We start from the raw sequence: 22,704 nt of genomic DNA on the forward strand, positions 1-22,704 counted from the left end.
AGCATAACTTCAAATATTTACTGTTTTAGTCAATGAATTTCTACTGATTTTAGGCTATACTATAAGAACATTTTATGATGAACAAGAACAGAGGTGGTACACCTCAAGCTAAACTTTCTGGTAAAGGGCGTCCGTTGCGACGCTCTTTACGTGATGCGCGGCCTATTGGTAAAACTCAGCAACATATAGAAAAAAAGCAAACGACGCGACCTCGACGCCGAAATACTGCTGCAGATTTCGAAAAAGGCCTTAACAGCATCACCGATGTAGCTAAATCTCCTAAAAAACGGGGCATATACCGATTTAAAAAATTATTGAAATACAGCTTTTTATTGACTGTTTTCGTCGGCGTAGTCATGGCCGGCTATATAGGCTTTAAGATTTTTACATTCGCCCAAGACGTGATTGTTGACAGGGGTGATGGCGCTCTTGGATTGTCTGGTGATATTGATCCAAGCCAACTAAAAGGTGAAGGTGACGGCCGCGTGAACGTCTTGCTTGTAGGAATTGGCGGCGACGGCCATGAAGGTGCTAATTTGTCCGATGTCATTATGACCGTCAGTATCGACCCAACCAACAACACGGCAGCCATGCTGTCTATCCCACGCGACCTGTACTTAACGATTCCAGGTTATTACTCAACCCGCATAAATGCTGCATATGCACTAGGCGAGCAAGACCCTGACACAACCGGAGCAGAGGTACTAACCGAAACAGTTGAGGGGATTCTCGACATTGATCTTCATTATTTTGTCCAGATTGATTTCCAGGGCTTTATTGAGGTTATTGATCGACTTGGTGGTGTAGAAGTGGATGTACAAGAATACTTACGTGATCCTTTTATCGAAGAGACATTTGGCGGCGGTTATAGCGGGCCGTTTGAGGTTTTCCCTGGCATCCAGCAAATGGATGGCCCGACCGCCCTACAATATGCTCGGTCTCGAAAAACTACGAGTGACTTTGACCGAGCCCGCCGACAGCAAATCGTATTAAAGGCGGTTAAAGACAAAGCTTTGAGCCTTGGAACGTTCTCTAACCCGCTTAAGATTGGCGATATGCTTGACTCGCTTGGTCGGAATGTAAAAACCAACATTCAAATATCTGAGATGTTACGCATGCTTGAGATCGCTCAAACCATTAACAACGACACGGTGAGAAGTGAAGTGCTCGACAATAGTGCTGGCGGGTTTCTTGCCGCACAAAATATCTCGGGTGCTTCTGTATTAGTGCCCCGCGGTGGTTTGAATAATTTCTCTGAAATACAAAAATACGTAAAAGGTGATTTATTTGCAGACGGGTTTATTACCAGCGAAAATGCAGCCATAAGTGTATTAAACGCCACAAACACTCCTGGCTTAGCGACAGAACTCGGAGAAGAGCTTGAGGAGCTTGGCTACAACGTGGTTGAAATAGGGAACGCCACGTTAGAAGCTGTACCAGAAACAACAATTTTGTATGACAATTCTCTCGGAGTCCTGCCGTACACCACGAGTTTACTGGAAAAGCGCCTTGATATTATTGCTCGAGGTAAAGCACCAGAAGTCGGCCAGACAGGTGTGAATGATATAGTCATTGTTATAGGAGCGGATTATATCGATGACTGACGAAGCCCCACAACCGGAGATTATTAAGAAGCCTTTTAAGGAGCTGGTTTTAACTCAGGTAGCTCGGTTAATAAATGTCGCTATGATTGTTGCGGCCTATTTGCTCATAAGCAATGATTTGTTCGAGATTGCTTTAGTAGTTTTTATTTTTAGTAAGTGGCGGATATTTTTTACACGACCACGACTGTGGTTTACGAATCTAGTTAATTCACTGTGTGATGTGACGTTCGGTCTGTCTATTTTGCGGCTAATGGAGCTGTATTATCCAGTCGACGAACAGATTGCGATTGGATTAGCCGGGGTGTTGTTTATATGGCAGTTAATCCTTAAACCCTTAACCTCCCACTGGGCTGTTCGGCTTCAGGCACTACTGTGTATAGTAGCCGCGAATACGACAATTTGGACATTGTACGCCGACCCTGACATGCTGCACGGATCACTCGCTGTCCTTCTTAGTATTATTGCGGCCTACGCTTCGGGGCGACATGTCTTGCGCCAAGTTGATAGTGAAAAAATTCGTGAAGAAATTCGCGGTAAAATTTTAACGGTTTGGGTGTTTATTGCAGCTCAACTGGCGTGGTTTTTTTGGCTGTGGAATGTGTATTACGGTCTGCGATTATTTGACGTGTACGTACCGCAAGCAGCAATTATATTTGGTATAACATTTTCGTATTTAGGTTCCGTGCTGTTGTACCAACAACCAGAAGAATCCAAACCGTCTTCACGACGATTTATGGTGCAACAAACTATTTCGTATAGCATAATTATGGTTGCTATTATTGTTCTTACGAACTGGAATACGAGTATTCAATAATCCAAAAGGGAGGGCACTTTGGAAGACAACAACACAACCACAACGACAACGACAATTGCATCAAACCAGAGGACTAAGAAACAGACTATAAACTATATAGTTGTCGTTATTTTGTCACTTGTAGCCGGATTTGCTGGCAGCTTTGTTTATAATCAGACATTTAAATCTAGCAGCATACATTCGCCAACCACAACAGAAGAGCGCCAACAGTTAGTATTGCAAGAGAGCGAAGTTATCGCTGAAATTGCCGAGCAAGTAGAGCCGAGCGTAGTGAGTATTGTAACCGAGCAAACCGTGCAGGGCTTTTTCACTCAAGGAGTATCCGAGGGGGCAGGGAGTGGCATAATTCTTACCGAGGATGGGTTGGTAGTTACGAATAGTCATGTTATTCCAAGTAGCGTGGATACGATTACCGTGGTGGCTTCGGACGGGACCGAGTACGAAAATGTCGAATTAATCGACCGCGACCCATTTAATGATATTGCCTATCTAAAAATTCCAGACGTTTCCGACTTAAAACCGGCTCGCCTCGGAACATCAAATGAAGTTAAAGTGGGCGAGAAAGTAATAGCTATCGGTAACGCTCTGGGCCGGTTCGATAATACGGTGACATCTGGAATAATTTCTGGCCTCGGTAGACCGATAATTGCCGGAGGTGACGGCGAAGAAGCAGAAAGTTTAACAAACCTATTTCAAACCGATGCAGCTATTAATCCCGGTAACTCTGGCGGGCCGCTTCTTAATATTAACGGGGAAGTAATTGGCATAAATACAGCAGTAGCCGATGGAGAGAATATAGGTTTTGCTATACCGATTGACGATGTTACTCCTGGGATTCAGAGCGTTAAAGATAACGGGGAACTCATAAAACCATACTTAGGGGTGCGCTACATTACTCTTACGGCGGCAATATCAAAACAGTTTGGGCTTGTGAGTGAAACAGGTGCCTATTTGGTGGCCGACAGAGGCAATGCTGTGTTGCCAGAAAGTCCAGCAAGCAAAGCTGGGCTGCAAAACGGCGACGTAATTATATCTGTTGACGGCGTTTTAATTGATGACAGAAATACACTAAGTTCTTTAATTGGACGTCATCAGGTTGGCGATGCAGTAGAACTGGTCATTGAACGAAATGATGAGCAGCAGACTGTTCAGGTAGAGCTAGAAGCGGTTCCTGATAGTTTGTAGATTGTTCAATCACTTTTATTTCATTGCTGGTGCTAGAATAAAGACATGACAACATTGGACAAACAATTAGACTTAGCGAAAGATATTGCTAGGCAAGCTGGCAAGATTATGACTAGCTACTTTCGAGATGGCGCACCAACCAACACGAAAGATGATGGAACTGTGGTTACATCCGCCGACATAGAGATTAATCAACTAGTAATCGATAGTTTCACCAAAGAGACTCCTGAATATTCAATATGGGGAGAAGAAAAGAGTGTAATACACCGAGGGGCAGAATTTACATGGGTCTGCGACCCAATAGATGGAACAGCGCCTTTTGCAAAAAAAATCCCTATATCTACCTTTTCGCTTGCACTAGTAAATGGACAAGGAGTGAGTGTCTTAGGTGTTGTGTACGATCCATTTACAGATAGACTATTCGAGGCAGTAAAAAGTCAGGGCGCCTTCATGAACAACGAGAGTATTCGTGTATCAAAAGTCGATAGTCTCCGTGGCGCCTCTATAGATCAGGAGCTTTGGGTAAATAATGTCGAAGGAGTAAGTTTTGAAGATCCAAGAGGTAGATTTGCCATCTTAGGCGCTCAAGTTAGTGTGCAGTGCTCAGCAGTTCTTACTGGCTGTCTTACGGCGAGCGGAGCGTTCGATGCTATGTTGTTTGGTCAGAGTAAACCAGAGGATATAGCAGCACTCGCCGTAATCGTTCCAGAGGCTGGGGGTAAGGTCACTGATCTCTACGGGAATAAGCAAAGGTATGATCAAAAAATACAGGGTGCAGTGGTTTCCAATGGTTTATTCCACGACCAATTAATTGAAATTACTAACTCCATGAACTATAAGAGTCTAAATCTCTAATCTCTTGCAAATATACTAATAAATTCGGAAGCTTTATGATATTTAAATCTATAGTGTTTAGCCTGTGCTGTTAGTTCATTGACTTGATCTGGGTTTGATTCAACGATGAGTAAATTACAACTTTTAGGTAATCGCGACAGTAGTTTTCTGTACAATCTTAAACCATTATCCTCTGCAAATAACGCTAGACTTGGTTCGTATACGGTTTCTGGACTCCGCTCATCTGTTTTTCGAACATACGGCAGGTTGGCAACCACGGTATCTATCCCTCTCCAAGGCAACTCCTTGGAAAGAGAGTTTTTATGATCTAGGATGTCGGTTTCAAAGACATTTATATCAAGTTTGAGTTGTTTTGCATTTTGCTTGGCGACTGTTAATGCGTCTGGTGATATATCGCAGGCCTGCACCTCTAAGTCAGGACGATTGGCTTTTATTGCTAAGGCTATCGCTCCAGAGCCTGTGCCGACGTCAATCAATGTACTTCCTTTAGGCGCCACATTAATCGCCTGTTCAACCATTGTTTCAGTTTCGGGCCTTGGTATGAGCACTTCTGGAGTAACACTAATATCTAAACCGTAAAATTCAATACATCCGCGGATGTAGGCTAACGGCTCTCTGTGCGTACGGCGCTTTAAATAATTATTTGCTTCTCGGAGCTGCTCTTTCGTCAATTTTTCGGGTGGATTTGTTAATAATTTTGTCCGATTAGTCTTTAAAACCAAAGCTACAATTAGCTCTGCGTCAAGCCGAGCAGAGCTAATACCTACACCCTTTAACTGTTTAGTAGCGGTTTCTAAAAACTGATTAGTTAGCATAATCTATAATTTGGTTTTTTATAGCGGTAACAGATTGAGACGAATCAATTATTTCCCATCCATTAGTTTGTGCAAGAACAAGCAGTCTTGATGAATCGTTAAACACGACTTTACGTTCATCAGTCTTATACCCGTAGCCCTTTAGTTCCCGTGTGTCTAGGCGTTCATTTCTTACGCTGCTAGGTGCATCTAGAAGAATCACCTTATCAAAATATTGTTTTGCTCGTGAATCTATTTGTTGCGAAAAACCGCAAATAAATACCAAGTTACTTGAATGGAGATACTGTTCGAGTTTTTGTAAATTCCAGTCCCAGCGGTAGTCATTCCAATTAAAGCCAGGCTTATTAAATACTTTTGCAGAAACTTCCTTGCCTTGTTGATCGTAAAGAGCACCAATGCCCTTTATGTCTGTAGAATCATCAAAAGCTTTGTAACCAGCTTGATTGAGCTTACGGCAAAGGGTTGTTTTGCCGCTTGCCGCAGCGCCGGTTATTAAAATTTTCATTGTGTGGTGCAACTTATAATCATGTTCACAGTTTCCTCAACTGTTAGTCGATTAGTGTCAACGACTATAGCTCCCAGACCTCTCATTCGTTGTTTGTCGGAATCCTTGTATTTGGCTATTGCATCGCGCTCTTCCTGTTTCTTGCCGTAGGCATTATCTCGAGCATCGTATCTGTTAAAAAGCACTTCAAGGGGGGCATCGAGAAAGAATATAAAACCACATTGGGTAGCAATTTTTTCAATACCGTCAACGTTACCAACTAAAAACAAGTTCTTATCTAGTTTTGTTTTGCTTTTTTTTGCTTGAAATTTGGCAGGATTAATCCGCCACTGAAAATACTGAAGATAACCATCCATATTCATCACAACCTTGCTTCCACGAGGGTGGAATTTATTAGTGCGTGTATCAAACCAATCAGAGACGGAGTCCAAATCAATTACTTGGTATCCGTCTTCTGCTAACGTATTGCCGACGGTTGTTTTTCCCGTACCGGCAACGCCCGTAATTAAAACCTTCATTACACTCGAGCATCTTCCTCTATAAGTTGTTGCTCGAATTTAAGCAACTCTTCTACAAGGTCATCGATGTCGCCGTCGAGGGCACTTAACATGTTAGAGCGTGAATATTTTATGCGATGGTCTGTAATGCGATCTTGCGGCAAGTTATAGGTACGGATCTTTTCGCTGCGATCGCCACTCCCAATAAGGCTTTTTCGATGTGCTGATTCTTTAGCTTGTTGTTCTTCTTGTTGCTTGGCTAGCAAGCGGGCTCGCAGGACACCCATGGCCTTTTCTTTATTTTTAATCTGAGACTTCTCATCTTGGCAGGTTACAACAACGCCAGTTGGTACGTGAGTTATTCGTACTGCTGAGTCGGTGGTGTTAACGCTCTGACCGCCGTGGCCACTTGCTCGGTAGGTGTCGATTTGTAGGTCTTGCTGCTGTATATCAATGTCTTGTTCTTCGGCCTCTGGTAGTACGGCTACGGTTGCTGTTGAGGTGTGTATGCGGCCTTGGCTTTCAGTAGCCGGTACTCGTTGCACTCGGTGAACGCCGGATTCGAATTTCATAAATCGGTAAACTTGCCGACCGGTCACTTCGAACGACACTTCTTTATAGCCGCCATTGTCGGAATTGCTAGTACTGATTATTTCGACTTTCCAGCCCTTGTTTTCGGCATACCGTGAATACATTCTAAATAAATCACCAGCAAAAATTGCCGCTTCGTCGCCACCAGCCCCAGCGCGGATTTCGACAATCACGTCTTTGGGGTCATTCGGGTCGCTTGGAGTAAGCTCATTCCGCAAGCTGGTTTCAAGTTTCTGTTTTGTAGCTTCTAATTCTTTTAGTTCTGATTGAGCCATCTGGCCAAGGTCTGGGTCGCCAACCATCTCTTTAGTGTCGGTAATGGCGGTCTGTGTTTGTTCAAGTTCGTTTAGCGAGTTAACGACGTCTTGCAGCAGGGAATAGCGCTTAGACTTTGCAATAAAATCAGGCTTTGCATGAACTCCTGGCTCGCTCATAAATGCTTCGAGCTGTTTTAGTTCTGATTCTAGTTTGGGTTTAAATTCTAGTAAGTTCATAAAAATAAAATACTGCCTCAACTTGCAGGCAGTATAACGTGTTTTCTATTAGTTTAGGATTCTTTTAACTCGACTTTAGCGTTTTTATCACCAAGCTTCACAGCTTCTGATTGTTCTTTTTCGGTCTTAGGAGCTTGTTTTTTAGCTGCAGCTTTCATTTTAGCTTCACGAGCAGCCTTAGCTTTTTCTGCTTTGGCCTTAAAGCGGTCAACTCGACCTTCGAGGTCTAGAACTTTTTCTTTACCTGTGTAGAAAGGGTGAGATGAACTGCTAATGTGAGTTTTTACCAATGGGTATTCGTTGCCGTCTTCCCACTTAATAGTGTCATCGGCCTTTGCTGTCGATTTAGTTAAAAACGTCGAACCATCTGATGTGTCTTGGAACACAACTGGTCGGTAATCTTGTGGGTGTAAGTCTTTTCTCATAAACGAAGACTATCATAACTGAGGTTGTGAAACTTGTAAACCCCAATCTCATCTGATAGAATTTCTGGTAGCTCAAATAATTAATGTAATACAGAGAGTTTGTGAGCATCCTCTGGTTTTTTCTTAGAACTAGTTAGAGCTCTCGGTGAATAAGGAAGCAAGAAAAGGAGATCTCTTTATGAGTTCGATTGATCCACGTGATCTATTAAAAGCTGGTGGCCACTTTGGTCACAAAACAAGTCGGTGGCACCCTAAAATGGCGCCGTATATTTTTGACGCCAAGCAAGGTGTTCATATTATTGACTTAACAAAAACCGTAACACTACTGGACGACGCATTAGCTTTTGTTGAAAAAACAGTGGCTGGCGGCAAAGACGTGCTAATTGTTGGCACAAAACGACAGGCAAAGTCTGTTGTAAAGGACATGGCAGAAAAAACAGGTATGCCATACGTAGTAGAGCGCTGGTTGGGCGGAATGCTTACAAACCACTCGACAATGGGCGAAAGAATTAAACACTTAAAACAGCTCGAAAAACAAATGGAAAGCGGAGAACTTGAGGCAAAATACAATAAACTAGAAGTTCAACGATTCCAAGAAGATATTGATAAGCTAAATCTAAACTTTAGCGGCATCAAGGAAATGAAAGGTCAACCAGGAGCAGTCATTGTAGTTGACGTTGTTGAAGAAAATAATGCTGTTAATGAAGCAAATAAACTACACATTCCAGTTGTAGGTATTTGTGATACCAACGCGAACCCTCAAAACATTGATTTTGTTGTTCCGTGTAACGATGACGCAATTAAGGCAATTCAATTGCTAGCAGACGCGTTTGCTGGGGCGATCGATAAAGGTCTAGCTAAACGTGGCGCTGCAGAACCAAAAGAAGACAAGGAAGGTGGAAAATAATGGCAAGCGTAGAAGATATCAAACGACTCAAAAGCCTAACAGGTGTTGGTTTAACCGCTGCAAAAAAAGCACTCGAAGAAGCTGACGGCGACTTCGATAAAGCTTTAGAAGCTATGCGCATTAAAGGTATAGCTAAAGCCGACAAAAAATCTGACCGCGAAGCAAGCGCTGGTATGGTGCATGCTTACATTCATGGTGGAAAAATTGGGGTATTGGTCGAAGTGAATTGTGAAACAGATTTTGTTGCACGAACTGACGACTTTAAAGCATTTGTTAATGATGTCGCTTTGCACGTTGCTGCAGCTGCTCCACAATTTGTGTCTGCAGAAGATATTTCAGAGGACATTATTGCTAAAGAAAAAGATTTAATCGCTAAAGAACTTGAAGAACAGGGTAAGCCAAAAGAAATGCTGGATAAAATTGCAGAAGGAAAATTAAAGAAGTTTGCGTCTGAAATTTCATTACTTGAACAAGGCTTTGTAAAGAACCCTGACATGACTGTCGGAGAGTATCTGAAAGAAACAATTGCTAAGCTAGGCGAGAACATGGTTATTCGTCGCTTTGAGCGAATCGAGATGGGCGTATACAATTAGGTATAGCAACAAACTTTGGAGGTTCAGTTATGGACGGTGAATTAAAACAAGCCGAGCAAAAAATGAAAGGTGCCCTTGAGCACTTACATGGAGAGCTAAAGAAAATTAGAACCGGCCGCGCAAATCCGGCTGTTTTAGATAGTGTTCAGGTTGAGGCTTATGGACAACTGAGTCCACTGCAGCATGTGGCAAACGTAAATGCAGTCGATTCACAGATGCTTACTATTACGCCATTTGACCCGAGCAATCTAGACGCAATCACCGCTGCTATTCGTAATGACTCGTCGCTTGGCTTAAACCCAGCGGACGACGGGAAGGTCATTCGTGTCCCAATCCCGCCACTTACAGAAGAGCGACGCAAAGAAATTGCCAAGCAAGTCGGCGAAAAAGCAGAAGAGGCTAAGATTAGTCTTCGGAATGCCCGCCACGACTGCTTGAGTAGCCTAAAAGACCAAGAAAAAGCTGCTGACCTTACTAAGGACGAGCTGTTTCGAGCCGAGAACAAGGTAGGGGAACTGATAGAAAAATACCAAGGCGAAATTGATTCTGCGGCAAAGACCAAAGAAGACGAGATAATGACTGTTTAGCTTTATGATGATTTTTTTGGGGCTGATTTTATTTGTTTTGATCATCGTTGTTCACGAATATGGTCATTTTTTGGCTGCTAAACGCAACGGCGTGGAGGCTGAGGAGTTTGGCATTGGATTTCCTCCAAAGATTGCAGGCAAAACCATGGGAAAGGGTATTTTTAGGGGTTATTACACTCTAAATTGGCTGCCATTTGGTGGATTTGTAAAACTTAAGGGTGAAAACTCTGAAGATAAACGTAAAGGCAGTTTTGGCGCCGCTAGTTTTTGGGTAAAGACAAAGATTATATTAGCTGGTGTTTTTATGAACGTAGTTTTTGCTGTCATGGCTTTTAGTATTGTTGCAGCTATAGAAATTCCTCGGTTTCTGCCGAACCAGTTCACTGTAAAAAGTGAGGAAACCGTTATCGAGCAACATGTAGACATTGTACGCGTGGAAGAGGGCTCCCCAGCTGACCAGGCAGGGCTAATAGCTGGCCAAAGCATTGAGTCTATCGCTGGCGAGGATGTTAATACTTTAGACGACTTAAATCGACTGGTGGAGAAATACGCTGGTCAAACTGTAGGTATTGGTATTGTTCCAACCGAAGCTTACCAAACAGGCGAGTTTTCAGATGGTGTAGTCCAGGCGGAACTACGAGCAGACCCAGAGGATGGGGAAAGTTATTTGGGCGTTGGGTTGAATTCCATAGATACATACCGAGTTAGTCCATGGGCGGCACCGATCGCTGGCGCTGGCTTAACTGTTCAAATTGCTGGCGAAACTCTCCACTTTTTAGGAGATCTTGTTACGAGTCCTTTTAGAGGTGACTTTCAAGAACAAAGCCAAGGAATTGCTGGTCCAGTCGGGTTGGTGTTCGGAATTTTTCCCGCTGTTGATTCACTGTTGAACTTACTATTTTTGGGTGGCGTTATTTCAGTTTCACTCGCAATTATGAACGCGCTACCAATACCGGCACTGGACGGGGGGCGACTTGCGGTAACTGGACTGTTTTTACTGCTCAAAAAGCCACTTACTGCAGAGGTTGAGAACCGTATCCATGGCTCTGGTATGGTATTCTTCTTGTTTTTAGCAGTACTTATTACGTATTCGGACATTTTAAAGTTGTAGAATATGGAATCCTTCAAAAAACACTGGAGTTTCAAGCCGTTCCAAGCTAAGCCACCGTGGGGTGTTGGTTTTTCGTTTTTTCTGGCCATCCTCGCTATTCCACTGCTTGATGCCGGGGTGGTTGTCTGGGCGCGTAACGTTGGTTTTTTAGATAGCAATTTCGATGCTTCAAATATGACTTTTATTGTGCTTCAACTGACAGTTTTATTAATGGAGTTAGTATTTATCGGCTTAGTATTAAAAGCAAAAGTAAAAGATAAACGGCTTTTTTCGTTAAAGCCAGTTACAAAAGCACTGGGACTAATAAAGCCGACAAAATCACAGTACAGTGAATTGTTGAAAACTGCCGCAGGCTATTTTTTTGTATTGTTTTTTATTCTTAGTCCGCTAGTTGGTCTATTGCCAGAAAGTATTACTAGCCAAGAACAGCAGATTGGTCTCGATAAGACAACGACCTCCATGCTAGAGATAGCGCTGAGTGGGCTTATTTTATTGGTGCTTGTACCTATTGTTGAAGAGGTTTTGTACAGGGGAGTAGTATTTCGTTCACTGACTCGGTCGATGACGATGCCAATTGCCGCGGTGGTTTCGAGTGTTTTATTTGCTCTGGCTCACTTTAATATTGTGGTAGGAATCGATACCTTTGTTTTAGGAATATTACTGTGCTTGGTTTATTCTAGAACTAAGAATCTTTGGATGGCAGTAGCGCTACATTCAGTAAAAAATTCAATTGCATTCGTACTATTATTTTTCACGAATACTTAAGGAGGATACCTATGCGATATTCAAAACTGTTCAGTAAAACTCAAAAGAATTCTCCAGCTGACGAGGTATCAAAAAATGCTCAGCTATTAATGCGGGCAGGCTTTATACATAAGGAGATGGCTGGGGTGTACGCGTATCTACCGCTCGGAATTAGAGTCGTTGAAAAAATAAAACAGATTGTTCGCGAAGAAATGAACGCCATCGATAGCACTGAGCTAATAATGACTAATCTACAGCGGCCAGACATTTGGGAGCAAACCGATCGTTGGGATGATGAGAATGTCGACGTCTGGTTTAAGACAAAGCTTCAAGACGGAACCGACCTTGGTTTAGCGTGGTCGCACGAAGAGCCAATTTTAGAGATGATGCGACAGCATGTAGTCAGCTATAAAGATCTTCCAGTTAGCGTGTACCAATTTCAAACTAAACTGCGTAATGAACTGCGAGCTAAAAGCGGCATAATGCGCGGCCGGGAGTTCGTGATGAAAGATATGTACTCCCTGCATTCCTCACAAGAAGACATGGATCGCTACTATGACTCTACAATTGAAGCCTACAAAAAGATTTACGACCGCCTAGGTATTGGTCAAGAAACCTTTGTTACATTTGCCAGCGGCGGCGCCTTCACTAAATTCAGCCATGAATTCCAGACGATTTGTCCTGCTGGAGAAGACACACTGTACGTCAATGAAGATAAAACTGTAGCGGTCAACGAAGAGGTGCTCGACGATGCTACAAAAGAAATTGGTGTAGATAAAACAACGCTTAAAGCGGTAACAACAGCGGAAGTTGGGAATATTTTTAAGTTTGGAACCGAAAAATCCGAAAAATTGAATATAAATTTTACTGATACAGATGGCACACAAAAACCAGTCTTTTTAGCGTCATACGGGGTCGGAATTACTCGAGTGATGGGTGTTATCGTTGAAAAATATGCCGACGAACATGGCATGGTCTGGCCAGAACAAGTAGCACCTTTTGCAGTGCACCTAGTCTCAATTGGAGACAAAGGACAAACTCAAGCCGAAAGTCTTTATTCGCAGCTTACAGAGTTGGGTATAGAGGTGTTTTATGACGACAGAGAGGTATCACCCGGCCAAAAACTTGGTGATGCTGATTTAATGGGTATGCCGCATAGGGTTGTAGCCAGCAATAAGACGGCAGAAAAGAATAGCTTTGAATATAAGGCTCGGACAGATAACGAATCGGCTATGGTGAGCTACGAACAAATACTTGAAAAACTCACTAAATAACAAATTTCACAACAAGCTTGCGCTAGACGCCAGTAACTGATTCAACGTACACTTACATACAGATGGTAGCGAGGGACTTTGGGCGGTATGTAGCTCACGATATCGGCATTGATTTAGGTACGGCAAATACGCTGGTGACTGTTAAGGGCCACGGAATAATAATTAACGAGCCGTCCGTGGTCGCAATTCATAAATCGACAAAAAAAGTAGTCGCAATCGGCGAACGAGCCAAGAAAATGATCGGAAAAACTCCCGACGATATACTTGCAGCTCGTCCACTCGTAGATGGCGTAGTCAGCGACTTTGAAATAACCGAACAAATGCTTAAATATTTCGTTGATAAAGTTCATCAACTCCAGCGTGTTGCCTGGAATCGCCCCAGGATAGTAGTTGGGTTGCCAAGTGGGGTGACGGAAGTTGAAAAACGCGCAGTTGAAGAGGCGGCCAGGAGTGCCGGGGCTCGAAAAAGTTATTTAATTGAAGAGCCCATGGCAGCAGCGATAGGTGTTGGTCTGCCAGTTAAGGAAGCCGAAGGTAGCATGATTGTTGATATCGGCGGCGGCACAACTGAAGTTGCCGTCATGTCACTTGGTGGAATTGTAGTGTCGCGAAGCTTGCGAATTGCTGGCGATGAATTAAGCGAAGTCATAATGAGGCTGGTGCGCGAAGATTTTAATCTACATATTGGTGAAACAACGGCCGAACGAATAAAGATTGAGATAGGCGCAGTGCACCACGATCAAGACCGTAAATCTATGGAAGTTCGGGGTCGCAACATTTTGTCCGGCCTGCCACAGTCGATTAACTTGAGCACAGAAAATGTTCGCATGGCGCTGTCAAAAGAAGTCCGACCAATTGTTGAAGCTGTCCGAACAACATTAGAAGAATCACCACCAGAACTTGTAGCAGATATTTATAAAAATGGCATTGTTTTAGCGGGTGGTGGGGCTTTATTGCGCGGCTTAGCGAACCAAATTGAATATGAAACACGTGTAAAAACCCGGGCCGCCGACAACGCGCTAACAGCCGTTGTTGAGGGTTGTGGACTAGTGTTAAACGAACTCGATAGTCTAAAAGAAGTATTAGTTAGATCGGAGTATTAGCTAAGTGGTTGGGGAAAATCAGAAACAAATTCGGGTGGTAGTTTTTATTTTTGTGTTCACGCTGAGTGTAGCACTAATGTCTGCGGCGCCAGTACGCGGATGGGTTGATATAATTTTGAGTCCATTGGAAAATCTTCTCACTATCAGTGCGGATGATTCAGTGAATGACCCTGAGCTTTTGGCCGAGAACGAGACTTTGATTGCGCGAATTACTGAGCTTGAACAAGAAGCTCGGGCCACTAAGGAGAGCGCAATTCTGGCCGAAGTCATTAGTTTTTCAGCCGACCCGTACGAACGGCGAGTCATTTTAAATAAAGGCAGTCTGAGCGGGATCAAAAAAGGCCAAGCCGTCCTGGCTAGTAACAGTTTTATCGGTATTGTCAGTGACACCCAAGAGCGACGAGCGGTGGTCCAGTTATTGAACGATCCTCAGTTTAAGGCGATTGCCAAAACTAAGGCTGGCACAGAAGGTTTGTTGTTCGGTCAGTTTGGCGCAATTACAATGACTCGAATACCCAAAGACGCAGCTATTTCTGTAGGCGATAGTATTTTTACTGTTGGGGAGGCGGGCACCGTCCGGTCTGGTTTGTTTGTAGGCAAAGTACGGGAATTACAGCCGGACAGTAGATTATTACAAACTGCCTTTATTGAACCAGTGGTGTCGCTCAATGATATACGCGCCGTTAGCGTATTAAAGGATAATTAGGTGCTTATAGTAGCTTGGCTTACATTTTGGTTGGGCATCGTATTTTCGGGCTCGTTGTCTCTTATGCTAATTCCGTGGTTTGTTTTAGCAGTACTTTTATGCGCCACAGCAAAAAATCACTATACCTATGTTCATTGTGCGCTGATGGGGCTTATTCAAGCGAGTTGGTTTGGGTTTGGGGCTGATATACTAAGTGTAAACATGATATGTATGGGGCTCGCATACTATAACCAACTTGAAAACGGGGTGCGCGTATCACCGTTTATGCTAGCTGCAATCACGTGTCTCAGCCTGGAGTTGGGAACAGGGATTTTAGAAGTTAATGCTTCCATGCAATCGGCAGTAACTCTGAGTGTCGTGTATGTGTTTCGGGTTGTTCTGACGGCAATAGTGTTACGGTATTTTATCCGTAAAGTGCAGCTACAATATGTCTAGTTCACCATTTATTCGGGATACTGGACGGATTGCTAAGGAACGATCGGTCCAGTTGAATTCCGTTCACACCACTAAAGCTAACTGGCTCGCTACTCACGACGCAGCACTCTTTAAACGCGACGTAAACCGCGGTGTTCAGCGACCAATAACTCTGTTGGTAGGGGCGTTTTTATTCATTGTTATTCTGAGTACATTTGCAGCACGACTATTTAGTTTGCAGGTTTCGGCTGGCACTGAATATTCTCAGTTGGCGAACGGAAACAGGATTCGTGAAAAAATAATATATGCTGAACGAGGTAATATTTTAGACCGCAACGGTGAAGTGCTAGCAAGGAATGTCGCAGGCTATCAAGTAACGATAGAACCACATAAATTACCCGAGGATAGCGATAGCAGAACAGCATTGTATACTCGCTTAGCGTCATATTTAGAAATCTCAGTTGACGAGATTAGGAAAAGAGCCGAGAGCGAAGGCCTAGATTATGTGTTGCCGATCGCTCTTGGTAAAAGTTTGGATCAAACTACGGCGCTACGGCTTGAAGTTGATCTAACATCTATCAGCGGGGTTAATTTAGAGCTTATTCCAATGCGCTACTACGAAAAAGACCTAGCTATGGCTCATGTTATTGGATATACCAGCCTAGCGAACCACGACGATTTACGCACACGCGATGACCTGGCCTTGGTTGATTATGTTGGCCGTGGTGGGGTAGAAGAGCAATATGATTCGGTTTTACGCGGCGAAAATGGCTACGAACGTTACGAAGTTGACGCGCTGGGAAAGCCGCTGAGGATCCTAGCTAGTAAGCAGCCCCAGGCTGGTAAAAATATTTACTTAACCATCGATAAAGGTTTACAAAAACAACTCTACGATCAGTTAACAAAAACAATCAACGAACTTGGTAAGCAGCGTGCCAGCGGCGTTATTGTAGGCCCACAGTCTGGTGATGTTCTGGCTATGGTCAGCTTGCCAACCTATGACAACAATTTGTTTTCTGGCGGCATTAGTTCAGCAGAATTTAAAACGTTAGTTAATGACACGAACCAGCCACTTTATAATAAAGTCCTCTCAGGAACATATCCGACTGGATCTACCATAAAACCACTGGTTGCATCTGCAGGTCTTCAGGAAGGTAACATAGACATTAATACAACAGTTACTGACCGCGGTTCAATATATATTCCAAGTATTTATGATCCGTCTCAGGGCTTTACGTTCTACAGCTGGAACAGAGACGGCTTAGGTACGGTTAACGTGCAAAGCGCGATTGCCAAAAGCTCAAATATTTTCTTCTATAGTGTAGGTGGAGGTTTTGAGCACGTTACAGGCTTAGGAATAGAGAAACTAGCAGAATATTACAGCTATTTTGGGCTTGGCGAGTCCACGGGGATTGACCTACCGAATGAGTCGGTTGGGCTGGTGCCTACACCAACATGGAAGCAAGAAACCTTTGGGCAGACGTGGGTTCTTGGCGATACTTACAATACGTCAATTGGTCAGGGTGATCTACGTGCAACACCGCTACAGATGGCACTTGCAACGAATGCAGCTGCCACTGGTCAGCTAATGCAGCCGCGAGTGTTTTTACATGCAGAAGGCGAACAACCAGCAGATCCAATCGTAAAACGAGACATTCCAGTGTCACAAGCAAATCGCGATATTGTCCGCGGGGGCATGAAAGACGCCATTTATAACGGAGCAAACTGTAGTTGTATTTTTGCAGGCGTTCCGGTGACATTTGCAGGAAAAACCGGCACTGCTCAAAACAAAGCCTTTAGAACTGACACGACACCAAATCATGGTTGGTTTACTTCGTTTGCGCCGTATGACAATCCGGAACTCGGCACAGTGATCCTTATCGAAGAATCTCAGACCAGCGGAAAGGTTGTACCACCAGCGGTGGAAACATATAAGTACTATTTTAACCGTTAAGTTTTTATGCTTTTTAATTTGACTGCGTCCATGGCTTTGCTAAAATCATTGAAACCACAAATTTCCAAAAAAATATAGCAAACAGACTAATCAGACAGGAATAGCAAAATCATGAATAAAGACTACCAATTAACCCAAGAAGGTTATGACGAATTAAAACAAGAAGCGGACGAACTAATCAGCCGACGAGGTGAATTAGCAGAAGCAATTAAGGTAGCGCGCGATCAAGGCGATTTAAGTGAAAACAGCGAATATCACGACGCCAAGGACGAACAAGGTCGGGTAGAGAGCCGAATATCTGAAATTAATCACATTTTAACTAATGCTAAGATTATCGAGACCTCAAAAAGCTCAGAAGTAGTGATTGGCTCGACTGTAACACTTGAAAATGAAAAGGGTAAAGAAGTTAAATACGCGGTTGTTTCGAGTGTTGAGGCAAATCCGCTCGAGCGAAAAATCTCTGATCAGTCACCGATTGGCAAGTCGTTACTTGGTCAAAAAATCGGTGATGCTGTTGCTGTAGAATTGCCAGCAGGCACAGTGAATTATAAGATTAAGGAAATTAGTTAATAAAAGTCGGCCTTTTGTCACAGTGGCCGAGAAAGGCCTATAGATGGCAACCATCCAAGACTACCGAAACGAACAACTCGAAAAACTCGAAGCACTAAAAGCCAAAAGGATTAATCCGTACCCAGCAACCAGCAGGCGCACGGTATCTGTAGAGGATATTCTTGGTAATTTTGATGTCCGTGAAGGCAACCAAGTTGTTGTGGCGGGCCGTGTTGTCTCAGTGCGTACTCATGGTCGGCTTAATTTTATCGACTTACAAGACGGTCTACATAAAATTCAACTGGTTTTTAAAGATGGTGAGGTGGTTGAAAACTACGAAGACGGTAAACTCGCATTTAGCGACATTAACCTCCTTGCGCGCGGAGATTTTATTGAAGCAGCTGGTGCGGTAGGGAAGTCCAAAACTGGTCAAGAAAGTGTAATGGTTGCATGGTATGCAGTGCTAAGTAAAGTGTTGCGGCCGTTGCCCGACGAGCTGGTTGATAAAGAAGCACGGTTTAGGCGACGCTACTTAGACATGGCTGTAAACAAAGAAGTGCGCGAGCGGTTTTTACGACGCAGCAAATTTTGGCAAGCCACCAGAAATTACTTAAATAAACGTCAGTTTGTAGAGGTAAATATTCCAGTGCTGGAGCACACCACCGGGGGCGCAGATGCAAAGCCATTTGTTACGCATATGGATGCGCTCGACCAGGATTATTTTTTGCGGATTAGCCACGAACTGCCCCTAAAACGACTGCTTGGAGCTGGTTTTGAGCGAGTGTATGACATTGGCCCGCGCTTTAGAAACGAACATATCAGTGACGAACATCTGCCAGAACACATTGCAATGGAGAGTTATGCGGCCTATCAAAACTATGAAGAGGCAATGGATTTTTACGAAAAAATGATTCAGTACGTTGCTCAAGAAACGTGGGGAACGCTGCAATTTGACGATGCGAACGGTTTTGCTGTTGATTTGTCTGGTAAATGGCCAGTTCGTAGCTATGCCGATGTTTTGCAAGAAGAATTTAATGTTGATGTATTTAACCCCGATCGCCAACAACTACTGAAAATACTGAAAGACAATAACGTAGAACTTGAATCTGACGAGGTGAGTGTTGGCAGATTGATCGATAACGTCTGGAAGATTATTCGGCGCAAAAGCGCTGGACCATATTGGCTTGTACATGAACCAGCTAGCATGTCACCACTTGCTAAAACCGACCCAGCAGACCCACGGTTAGCCTTGCGGTTCCACCCAATTATCGCTGGAAGCGAACTTGGCAATGGCTTTGCGGAGCTCAATGACCCGCAAGAACAGCTAGCCCGATTTAAAGAGCAACAAGCTATGCGTGATGGTGGTGACGACGAAGCTCAGATGTTGGATATTGACTATGTTGAAATGCTCGAATATGGCATGCCAACTGCTTGTGGCTGGGGTAATTCAGAGCGTAACTTTTGGTTATTAGAAGGTGTCACAGCGCGAGAAGGAGTGCCGTTCCCACACATGCGTTTTGAAATTGATGATAATACTAAAGAAATCTATGATCTAAATAATTCAAAAAATAATCGTGATAGAAAGCAGGATTTTTCTAAACGAGTTGTGATTGTGGTTGATAAACAGCTTGAAAATTGGCAGATAGCCAATGCTGTCGGACACACAAGCGCATACCTGGGGAATCAGCTTTCAAAAGAAGATTTTGATACTGCAGATTATTTCATAACAAAGGATTCTGCCGAGTTACCAAGGAACTCACAGTACCCAATTATTATTAAACGCGCTGCCTCAAAAGATCTAAAAAAGCTATATATAAAACTGCAGTCTTCTCACTTAAAGCACCATGTATTTATCAAGGAGATGATCGACACAACTGACGATACAGAGATTGTTGAGAAACTCAGTAAGAAAACCCGTGAAGATTTAGTAATCTACGGTATTGGTGTTTTCGGTCCGAATGGAGATGTGAATGAGCTGACGAAAAACTTCCAACTTTGGACTTAGCTTTTTAGTAGTCGTCTAATAGCAATATCAAAAGCTGCTTCTTTAAGGCTGATGTTGTTATCTTGAGAATATTTCCAAACAGCTTCGGTGGCAGGGGTTATTTGGTTCTGTAGTTTTTGCACTACATCATCGGCCGACCAGGATTCATTCAGTCGGTTTTGCATCCACTCAAAGTAGCTGACTATTACGCCACCGGCATTCGCCAGAACGTCTGGTATTACCACAATACCTTTATGTGTTAGGTAGTCGTAGGCTTCATCGGTTGTCGGCCCATTGGCCATTTCTACTGCTACCGTAGCTTTAATGGCGCCCATATTTTCTTTAGTCACAGAGTTTTCCAAAGCTGCAAGTACTAAAATGTCGCATTCGAGTTCTAGTATCTGGCCACCTTCCAATACCTCACCAAAATTACTGTCGGCTAGTTTCCCTCGACCAGACTTGTATTTAGCTACAGCGGCAATGTCCAAACCATTCTGGTTAATGACAGCTCCGCTGGAGTCTGATATTGCAATAACGCTCCAGCCTAATTCATGCGCAACTTGGGCAAACCATATACCAACATTGCCAGCACCTTGCACAGCAACCGTCGGCTTTTTTGAGACGTCTCTGGACAGTGTGTCGAGTATGGTTTTTGTAACAATAACGCCGCCGCGTCCAGTGGCATCTTCGCGACCATGGCTGCCACCTTTACCGACAGATTTACCGGTGAATGTAGCTGGTGCTTGGGTGTTGGTGTGCTCTTGGTATTCGTGTAACATCCAGTCGATAATTTGAGCGTTGGTATTTACATCCGGAGCAGGAACGTCACGATCAGGACCAATTATCGGTGCTAACTTACGGGCGAACTGTCGAGCTAGAGACTCGAGCTCGTCAGCCGTTAGATCTTTGGGGTTTACGGCAATCCCGCCTTTGCCGCCGCCCATTGGAATATCAACCAAGGAATTTTTAATTGACATAAGGGTCGCTAGTCCGGTCACTTCTTCAGCAGTAACATCAGGGTGGAATCGTAGCCCGCCTTTATACGGTCCGCGTGAATTGTCGTGCTGGGCGCGGTATGCATCGTAGACGACTGTTTCGCCGTTTTGTTTGCTGAGCGGCAACCGAAGATGAGCAACTAAGTCCGGCGCTAGTAAATGTTCTAAGTCCTCGTCACTTAATCCAAGTCGAGCTGCAGACTTTTTTATAATTTCGTGGGCATTTTGCAAGATAGTACTCAAAGCGTGATCCTTACTTTATAGCTAACAGTTTATACCTTATACTATCCTCCATGATAGACATTCAAACAATCCGCGATAATCCAGAAGCAGTAGAAGAAAACGCTCGTAATAAAGGCTATGAAGTGGACGCAACACTCATTACCAAACTTGATTCAGAGCGGAAACAATTGCTACAACAAGTCGAGACGCTTCGACAAAAACGTAACGAGCTTAGTTCGTCTATGAAAGGCGGCAAGCCAGATACCAAAACTATTACTGAAGCCAAACAAGTAAAAGAGCAGTTAGCAGACCTTGAAGAGCGCCTCGCCCCAGTCGATGAACAGCTACATGCCTTACTTAAACAGGTGCCCAATATGGCGTTGGACATTGTTCCGATTGGCCAGAGTGAAGACGAGAATGTTCAGACAGAAGAAGTCGGCACTATTCCTGAATTTAGTTTTACTCCCAAAAGTCATGCAGAACTTGGGTCTCTTCACGACTGGATTGACAAAGAACGGGCCGCAAAGGTTGCGGGTAGTCGCTTTGCTTATGTCAAAGGTGAGCTGGCGGAATTGCAGTTTGCCATTGTAAATTGGGCGCGCGATCAACTGGCTTCGACTGAGTACTTAAAAAAACTTATCCAATCCGAAAATCTAAACGCTGACCCTACGCCATTTGTATTTACATTGCCGCCGGCCATGATAAAGACCGACATATTCGATGCCATGGACAGACTAGAACCACGAGATGACCGCTACAGGGTTGGCAGCGACGAGGACGATATTTGGTTGCAGGGAAGTGCCGAGCACACTCTAGGAGCTATGTATGCTGGAGAAGTAATTGACGTAGCTACGCCAGTGCGTTTGGTTGGCTACCTTACAAGCTTTCGTCGTGAAGCCGGTACCTATGGGAAAGATACTGAAGGCCTAATACGAATGCACCAATTCAATAAGTTAGAAATGGTTAGTTTTTCAACTCGTGAAAGCGGCTTAAATGAGCATCAGCTTATGGTGGCGATTCAAAAAGATCTTGTGAAGCAGCTAGGATTGCCATACCGCGTGCTTAATAAGTGCACAGCCGATATTGGCAAGCCCAACGCCAGTGGCTGGGATATAGATGTGTGGTTTCCAAGCCAAAATAAATATCGCGAAACACACACCGCAGACTATATGACCGATTATCAGGCTCGCCGCCTCAATACTCGGTACAAAGACCGCAATGGGACTTTACAGTTTGTTCACAACAATGACGCTACCGTATTTGCTGTAGATCGTTTTAGTGCAGCGGTGCTGGAAAACTTTCAGCAACAGGATGGTTCTGTTAAAGTTCCTGAAGTGTTACAAAAATACATAAACAAGGAGGTACTTGGTGAAAATTGATATTAAAAGTGATGGCTATGATTTAGACGACCAGTCGAAAAAATATGCAGAAAGCAAAATCGTAAAGCTTGGCAAGAAACTAAATAAGCACCAAAAAGACTCCTTGCACGCAATTGTTACCTTAAAAGAAACCAGCAAAAAGTCGGCTGATATTTTTGAGGCAGAGATATTGCTGCGTCTGCCACCAAAAGAAGAACTTATTGCTAAAGAGTCAGCACAAAATATGCTCGCTGCCTTAGATATTGTTGAATCAAAACTCGACAGACAACTTAGAAAGTACAAAACAAAGTTTAACGAAAATAAGAAAGACCGAAAAAACTCGTTCGCCAAGCTACGAAAGTTAGCCGACAGAGATTTTTGGGGACGACAAAACTAGTAATCGAACCCAAATACTCTA

The 22,704-nt window shown here is 43.7% G+C and carries 24 protein-coding genes; 18 read left to right on the forward strand and 6 right to left on the reverse strand.

Annotation, left to right across the window (positions count from 1 at the left end):
* The first annotated feature begins 74 nt into the window (after positions 1–74).
* From EYO12_00170 to EYO12_00185, 4 genes are read left to right on the forward strand one after another with little or no spacing between them, the layout of a single operon-like run.
* On the forward strand, positions 75–1,604 hold the full coding sequence (locus EYO12_00170) for a LytR family transcriptional regulator (protein ID HIA91516.1): 1,530 nt from the start codon (positions 75–77) through the stop codon (positions 1,602–1,604).
* Positions 1,597–2,418 carry a hypothetical protein gene (locus tag EYO12_00175; GenBank protein HIA91517.1) on the forward strand — a complete coding sequence of 274 codons (822 nt, stop codon included), beginning with the start codon at positions 1,597–1,599 and terminating at the stop codon, positions 2,416–2,418. The genes EYO12_00170 and EYO12_00175 overlap by 8 nt, the downstream gene beginning before the upstream one ends.
* An 18-nt stretch (positions 2,419–2,436) precedes the next feature.
* Complete coding sequence (locus EYO12_00180) at positions 2,437–3,603, forward strand: PDZ domain-containing protein (protein ID HIA91518.1); 1,167 nt, start codon at positions 2,437–2,439, stop codon at positions 3,601–3,603.
* Positions 3,604–3,648: 45 nt separating this feature from the next.
* A complete protein-coding gene (locus tag EYO12_00185; GenBank protein HIA91519.1) occupies positions 3,649–4,458 on the forward strand; it encodes an inositol monophosphatase in 810 nt (269 codons plus the stop codon).
* Here EYO12_00185 and prmC read toward each other — a convergent pair.
* Genes prmC through EYO12_00210 form a run of 5 tightly spaced genes read right to left on the reverse strand, consistent with a single transcriptional unit; the run spans position 4,455 to position 7,785 of the window.
* Positions 4,455–5,273, reverse strand: coding sequence for a peptide chain release factor N(5)-glutamine methyltransferase (gene prmC / locus EYO12_00190; GenBank protein ID HIA91520.1), 819 nt, complete (start codon positions 5,271–5,273; stop codon positions 4,455–4,457). The two genes, EYO12_00185 and prmC, sit on opposite strands and share 4 nt — an antisense overlap.
* Positions 5,263–5,778, reverse strand: coding sequence for a hypothetical protein (locus tag EYO12_00195; GenBank protein ID HIA91521.1), 516 nt, complete (start codon positions 5,776–5,778; stop codon positions 5,263–5,265). The genes prmC and EYO12_00195 overlap by 11 nt, the downstream gene beginning before the upstream one ends.
* Positions 5,775–6,296: a dephospho-CoA kinase gene (locus EYO12_00200; GenBank protein ID HIA91522.1), complete on the reverse strand. Its 522-nt coding sequence runs from the start codon at positions 6,294–6,296 to the stop codon at positions 5,775–5,777. Before EYO12_00200 ends, EYO12_00195 begins: the two co-directional genes overlap by 4 nt.
* A complete protein-coding gene (locus EYO12_00205) occupies positions 6,296–7,360 on the reverse strand; it encodes a peptide chain release factor 1 (protein HIA91523.1) in 1,065 nt (354 codons plus the stop codon). The genes EYO12_00200 and EYO12_00205 overlap by 1 nt, the downstream gene beginning before the upstream one ends.
* Positions 7,361–7,413: 53 nt before the next feature.
* Positions 7,414–7,785, reverse strand: coding sequence for a type B 50S ribosomal protein L31 (locus tag EYO12_00210; GenBank protein ID HIA91524.1), 372 nt, complete (start codon positions 7,783–7,785; stop codon positions 7,414–7,416).
* A gap of 178 nt (positions 7,786–7,963) precedes the next feature.
* Between EYO12_00210 and rpsB the strand changes: the two genes are divergently transcribed.
* From rpsB to EYO12_00270, 12 genes are all read left to right on the forward strand, one after another.
* The gene (gene rpsB / locus EYO12_00215) at positions 7,964–8,692 is read left to right on the forward strand and encodes a 30S ribosomal protein S2 (protein HIA91525.1); all 729 of its coding nucleotides are present in this window, start codon (positions 7,964–7,966) and stop codon (positions 8,690–8,692) included.
* On the forward strand, positions 8,692–9,285 hold the full coding sequence (locus EYO12_00220; protein ID HIA91526.1) for an elongation factor Ts: 594 nt from the start codon (positions 8,692–8,694) through the stop codon (positions 9,283–9,285). Before rpsB ends, EYO12_00220 begins: the two co-directional genes overlap by 1 nt.
* Before the next feature lie 29 nt (positions 9,286–9,314).
* Positions 9,315–9,872, forward strand: coding sequence for a ribosome recycling factor (locus tag EYO12_00225; protein ID HIA91527.1), 558 nt, complete (start codon positions 9,315–9,317; stop codon positions 9,870–9,872).
* A gap of 4 nt (positions 9,873–9,876) precedes the next feature.
* Positions 9,877–10,983, forward strand: a complete 1,107-nt coding sequence (locus tag EYO12_00230) for an RIP metalloprotease (GenBank protein HIA91528.1) — start codon at positions 9,877–9,879, stop codon at positions 10,981–10,983.
* 3 nt (positions 10,984–10,986) lie between these two features.
* Complete coding sequence (locus EYO12_00235) at positions 10,987–11,748, forward strand: CPBP family intramembrane metalloprotease (protein ID HIA91529.1); 762 nt, start codon at positions 10,987–10,989, stop codon at positions 11,746–11,748.
* 11 nt (positions 11,749–11,759) lie between these two features.
* Positions 11,760–13,001, forward strand: a complete 1,242-nt coding sequence (locus EYO12_00240; protein ID HIA91530.1) for a prolyl-tRNA synthetase — start codon at positions 11,760–11,762, stop codon at positions 12,999–13,001.
* A gap of 62 nt (positions 13,002–13,063) precedes the next feature.
* Positions 13,064–14,104: a rod shape-determining protein gene (locus EYO12_00245; protein ID HIA91531.1), complete on the forward strand. Its 1,041-nt coding sequence runs from the start codon at positions 13,064–13,066 to the stop codon at positions 14,102–14,104.
* A 4-nt stretch (positions 14,105–14,108) separates the two neighbouring features.
* On the forward strand, positions 14,109–14,810 hold the full coding sequence (locus tag EYO12_00250) for a rod shape-determining protein MreC (protein HIA91532.1): 702 nt from the start codon (positions 14,109–14,111) through the stop codon (positions 14,808–14,810).
* A 201-nt stretch (positions 14,811–15,011) separates the two neighbouring features.
* Complete coding sequence (locus EYO12_00255) at positions 15,012–15,245, forward strand: hypothetical protein (protein ID HIA91533.1); 234 nt, start codon at positions 15,012–15,014, stop codon at positions 15,243–15,245.
* A complete protein-coding gene (gene mrdA, locus EYO12_00260; GenBank protein ID HIA91534.1) occupies positions 15,238–17,178 on the forward strand; it encodes a penicillin-binding protein 2 in 1,941 nt (646 codons plus the stop codon). The genes EYO12_00255 and mrdA overlap by 8 nt, the downstream gene beginning before the upstream one ends.
* 111 nt (positions 17,179–17,289) lie before the next feature.
* The gene (gene greA, locus EYO12_00265) at positions 17,290–17,748 is read left to right on the forward strand and encodes a transcription elongation factor GreA (protein HIA91535.1); all 459 of its coding nucleotides are present in this window, start codon (positions 17,290–17,292) and stop codon (positions 17,746–17,748) included.
* A 43-nt stretch (positions 17,749–17,791) separates the two neighbouring features.
* Positions 17,792–19,732, forward strand: a complete 1,941-nt coding sequence (locus EYO12_00270; protein ID HIA91536.1) for a DUF2000 family protein — start codon at positions 17,792–17,794, stop codon at positions 19,730–19,732.
* Here the strand turns inward: EYO12_00270 and EYO12_00275 are convergent.
* Positions 19,729–20,949 carry a Glu/Leu/Phe/Val dehydrogenase gene (locus EYO12_00275; protein HIA91537.1) on the reverse strand — a complete coding sequence of 407 codons (1,221 nt, stop codon included), beginning with the start codon at positions 20,947–20,949 and terminating at the stop codon, positions 19,729–19,731. The genes EYO12_00270 and EYO12_00275 overlap by 4 nt on opposite strands.
* A 50-nt stretch (positions 20,950–20,999) precedes the next feature.
* Between EYO12_00275 and serS the strand changes: the two genes are divergently transcribed.
* Positions 21,000–22,307: a serine--tRNA ligase gene (gene serS, locus EYO12_00280; GenBank protein ID HIA91538.1), complete on the forward strand. Its 1,308-nt coding sequence runs from the start codon at positions 21,000–21,002 to the stop codon at positions 22,305–22,307.
* Entirely contained in the window at positions 22,294–22,683 is a 390-nt protein-coding gene (gene raiA, locus EYO12_00285) for a ribosome-associated translation inhibitor RaiA (GenBank protein ID HIA91539.1), read from the forward strand. The genes serS and raiA overlap by 14 nt, the downstream gene beginning before the upstream one ends.
* The last annotated feature ends 21 nt before the right edge of the window (positions 22,684–22,704 follow it).

The organism is Candidatus Saccharibacteria bacterium, from assembly GCA_012965045.1.
GTDB lineage: Bacteria > Patescibacteriota > Saccharimonadia > Saccharimonadales > DTSZ01 > DTSZ01.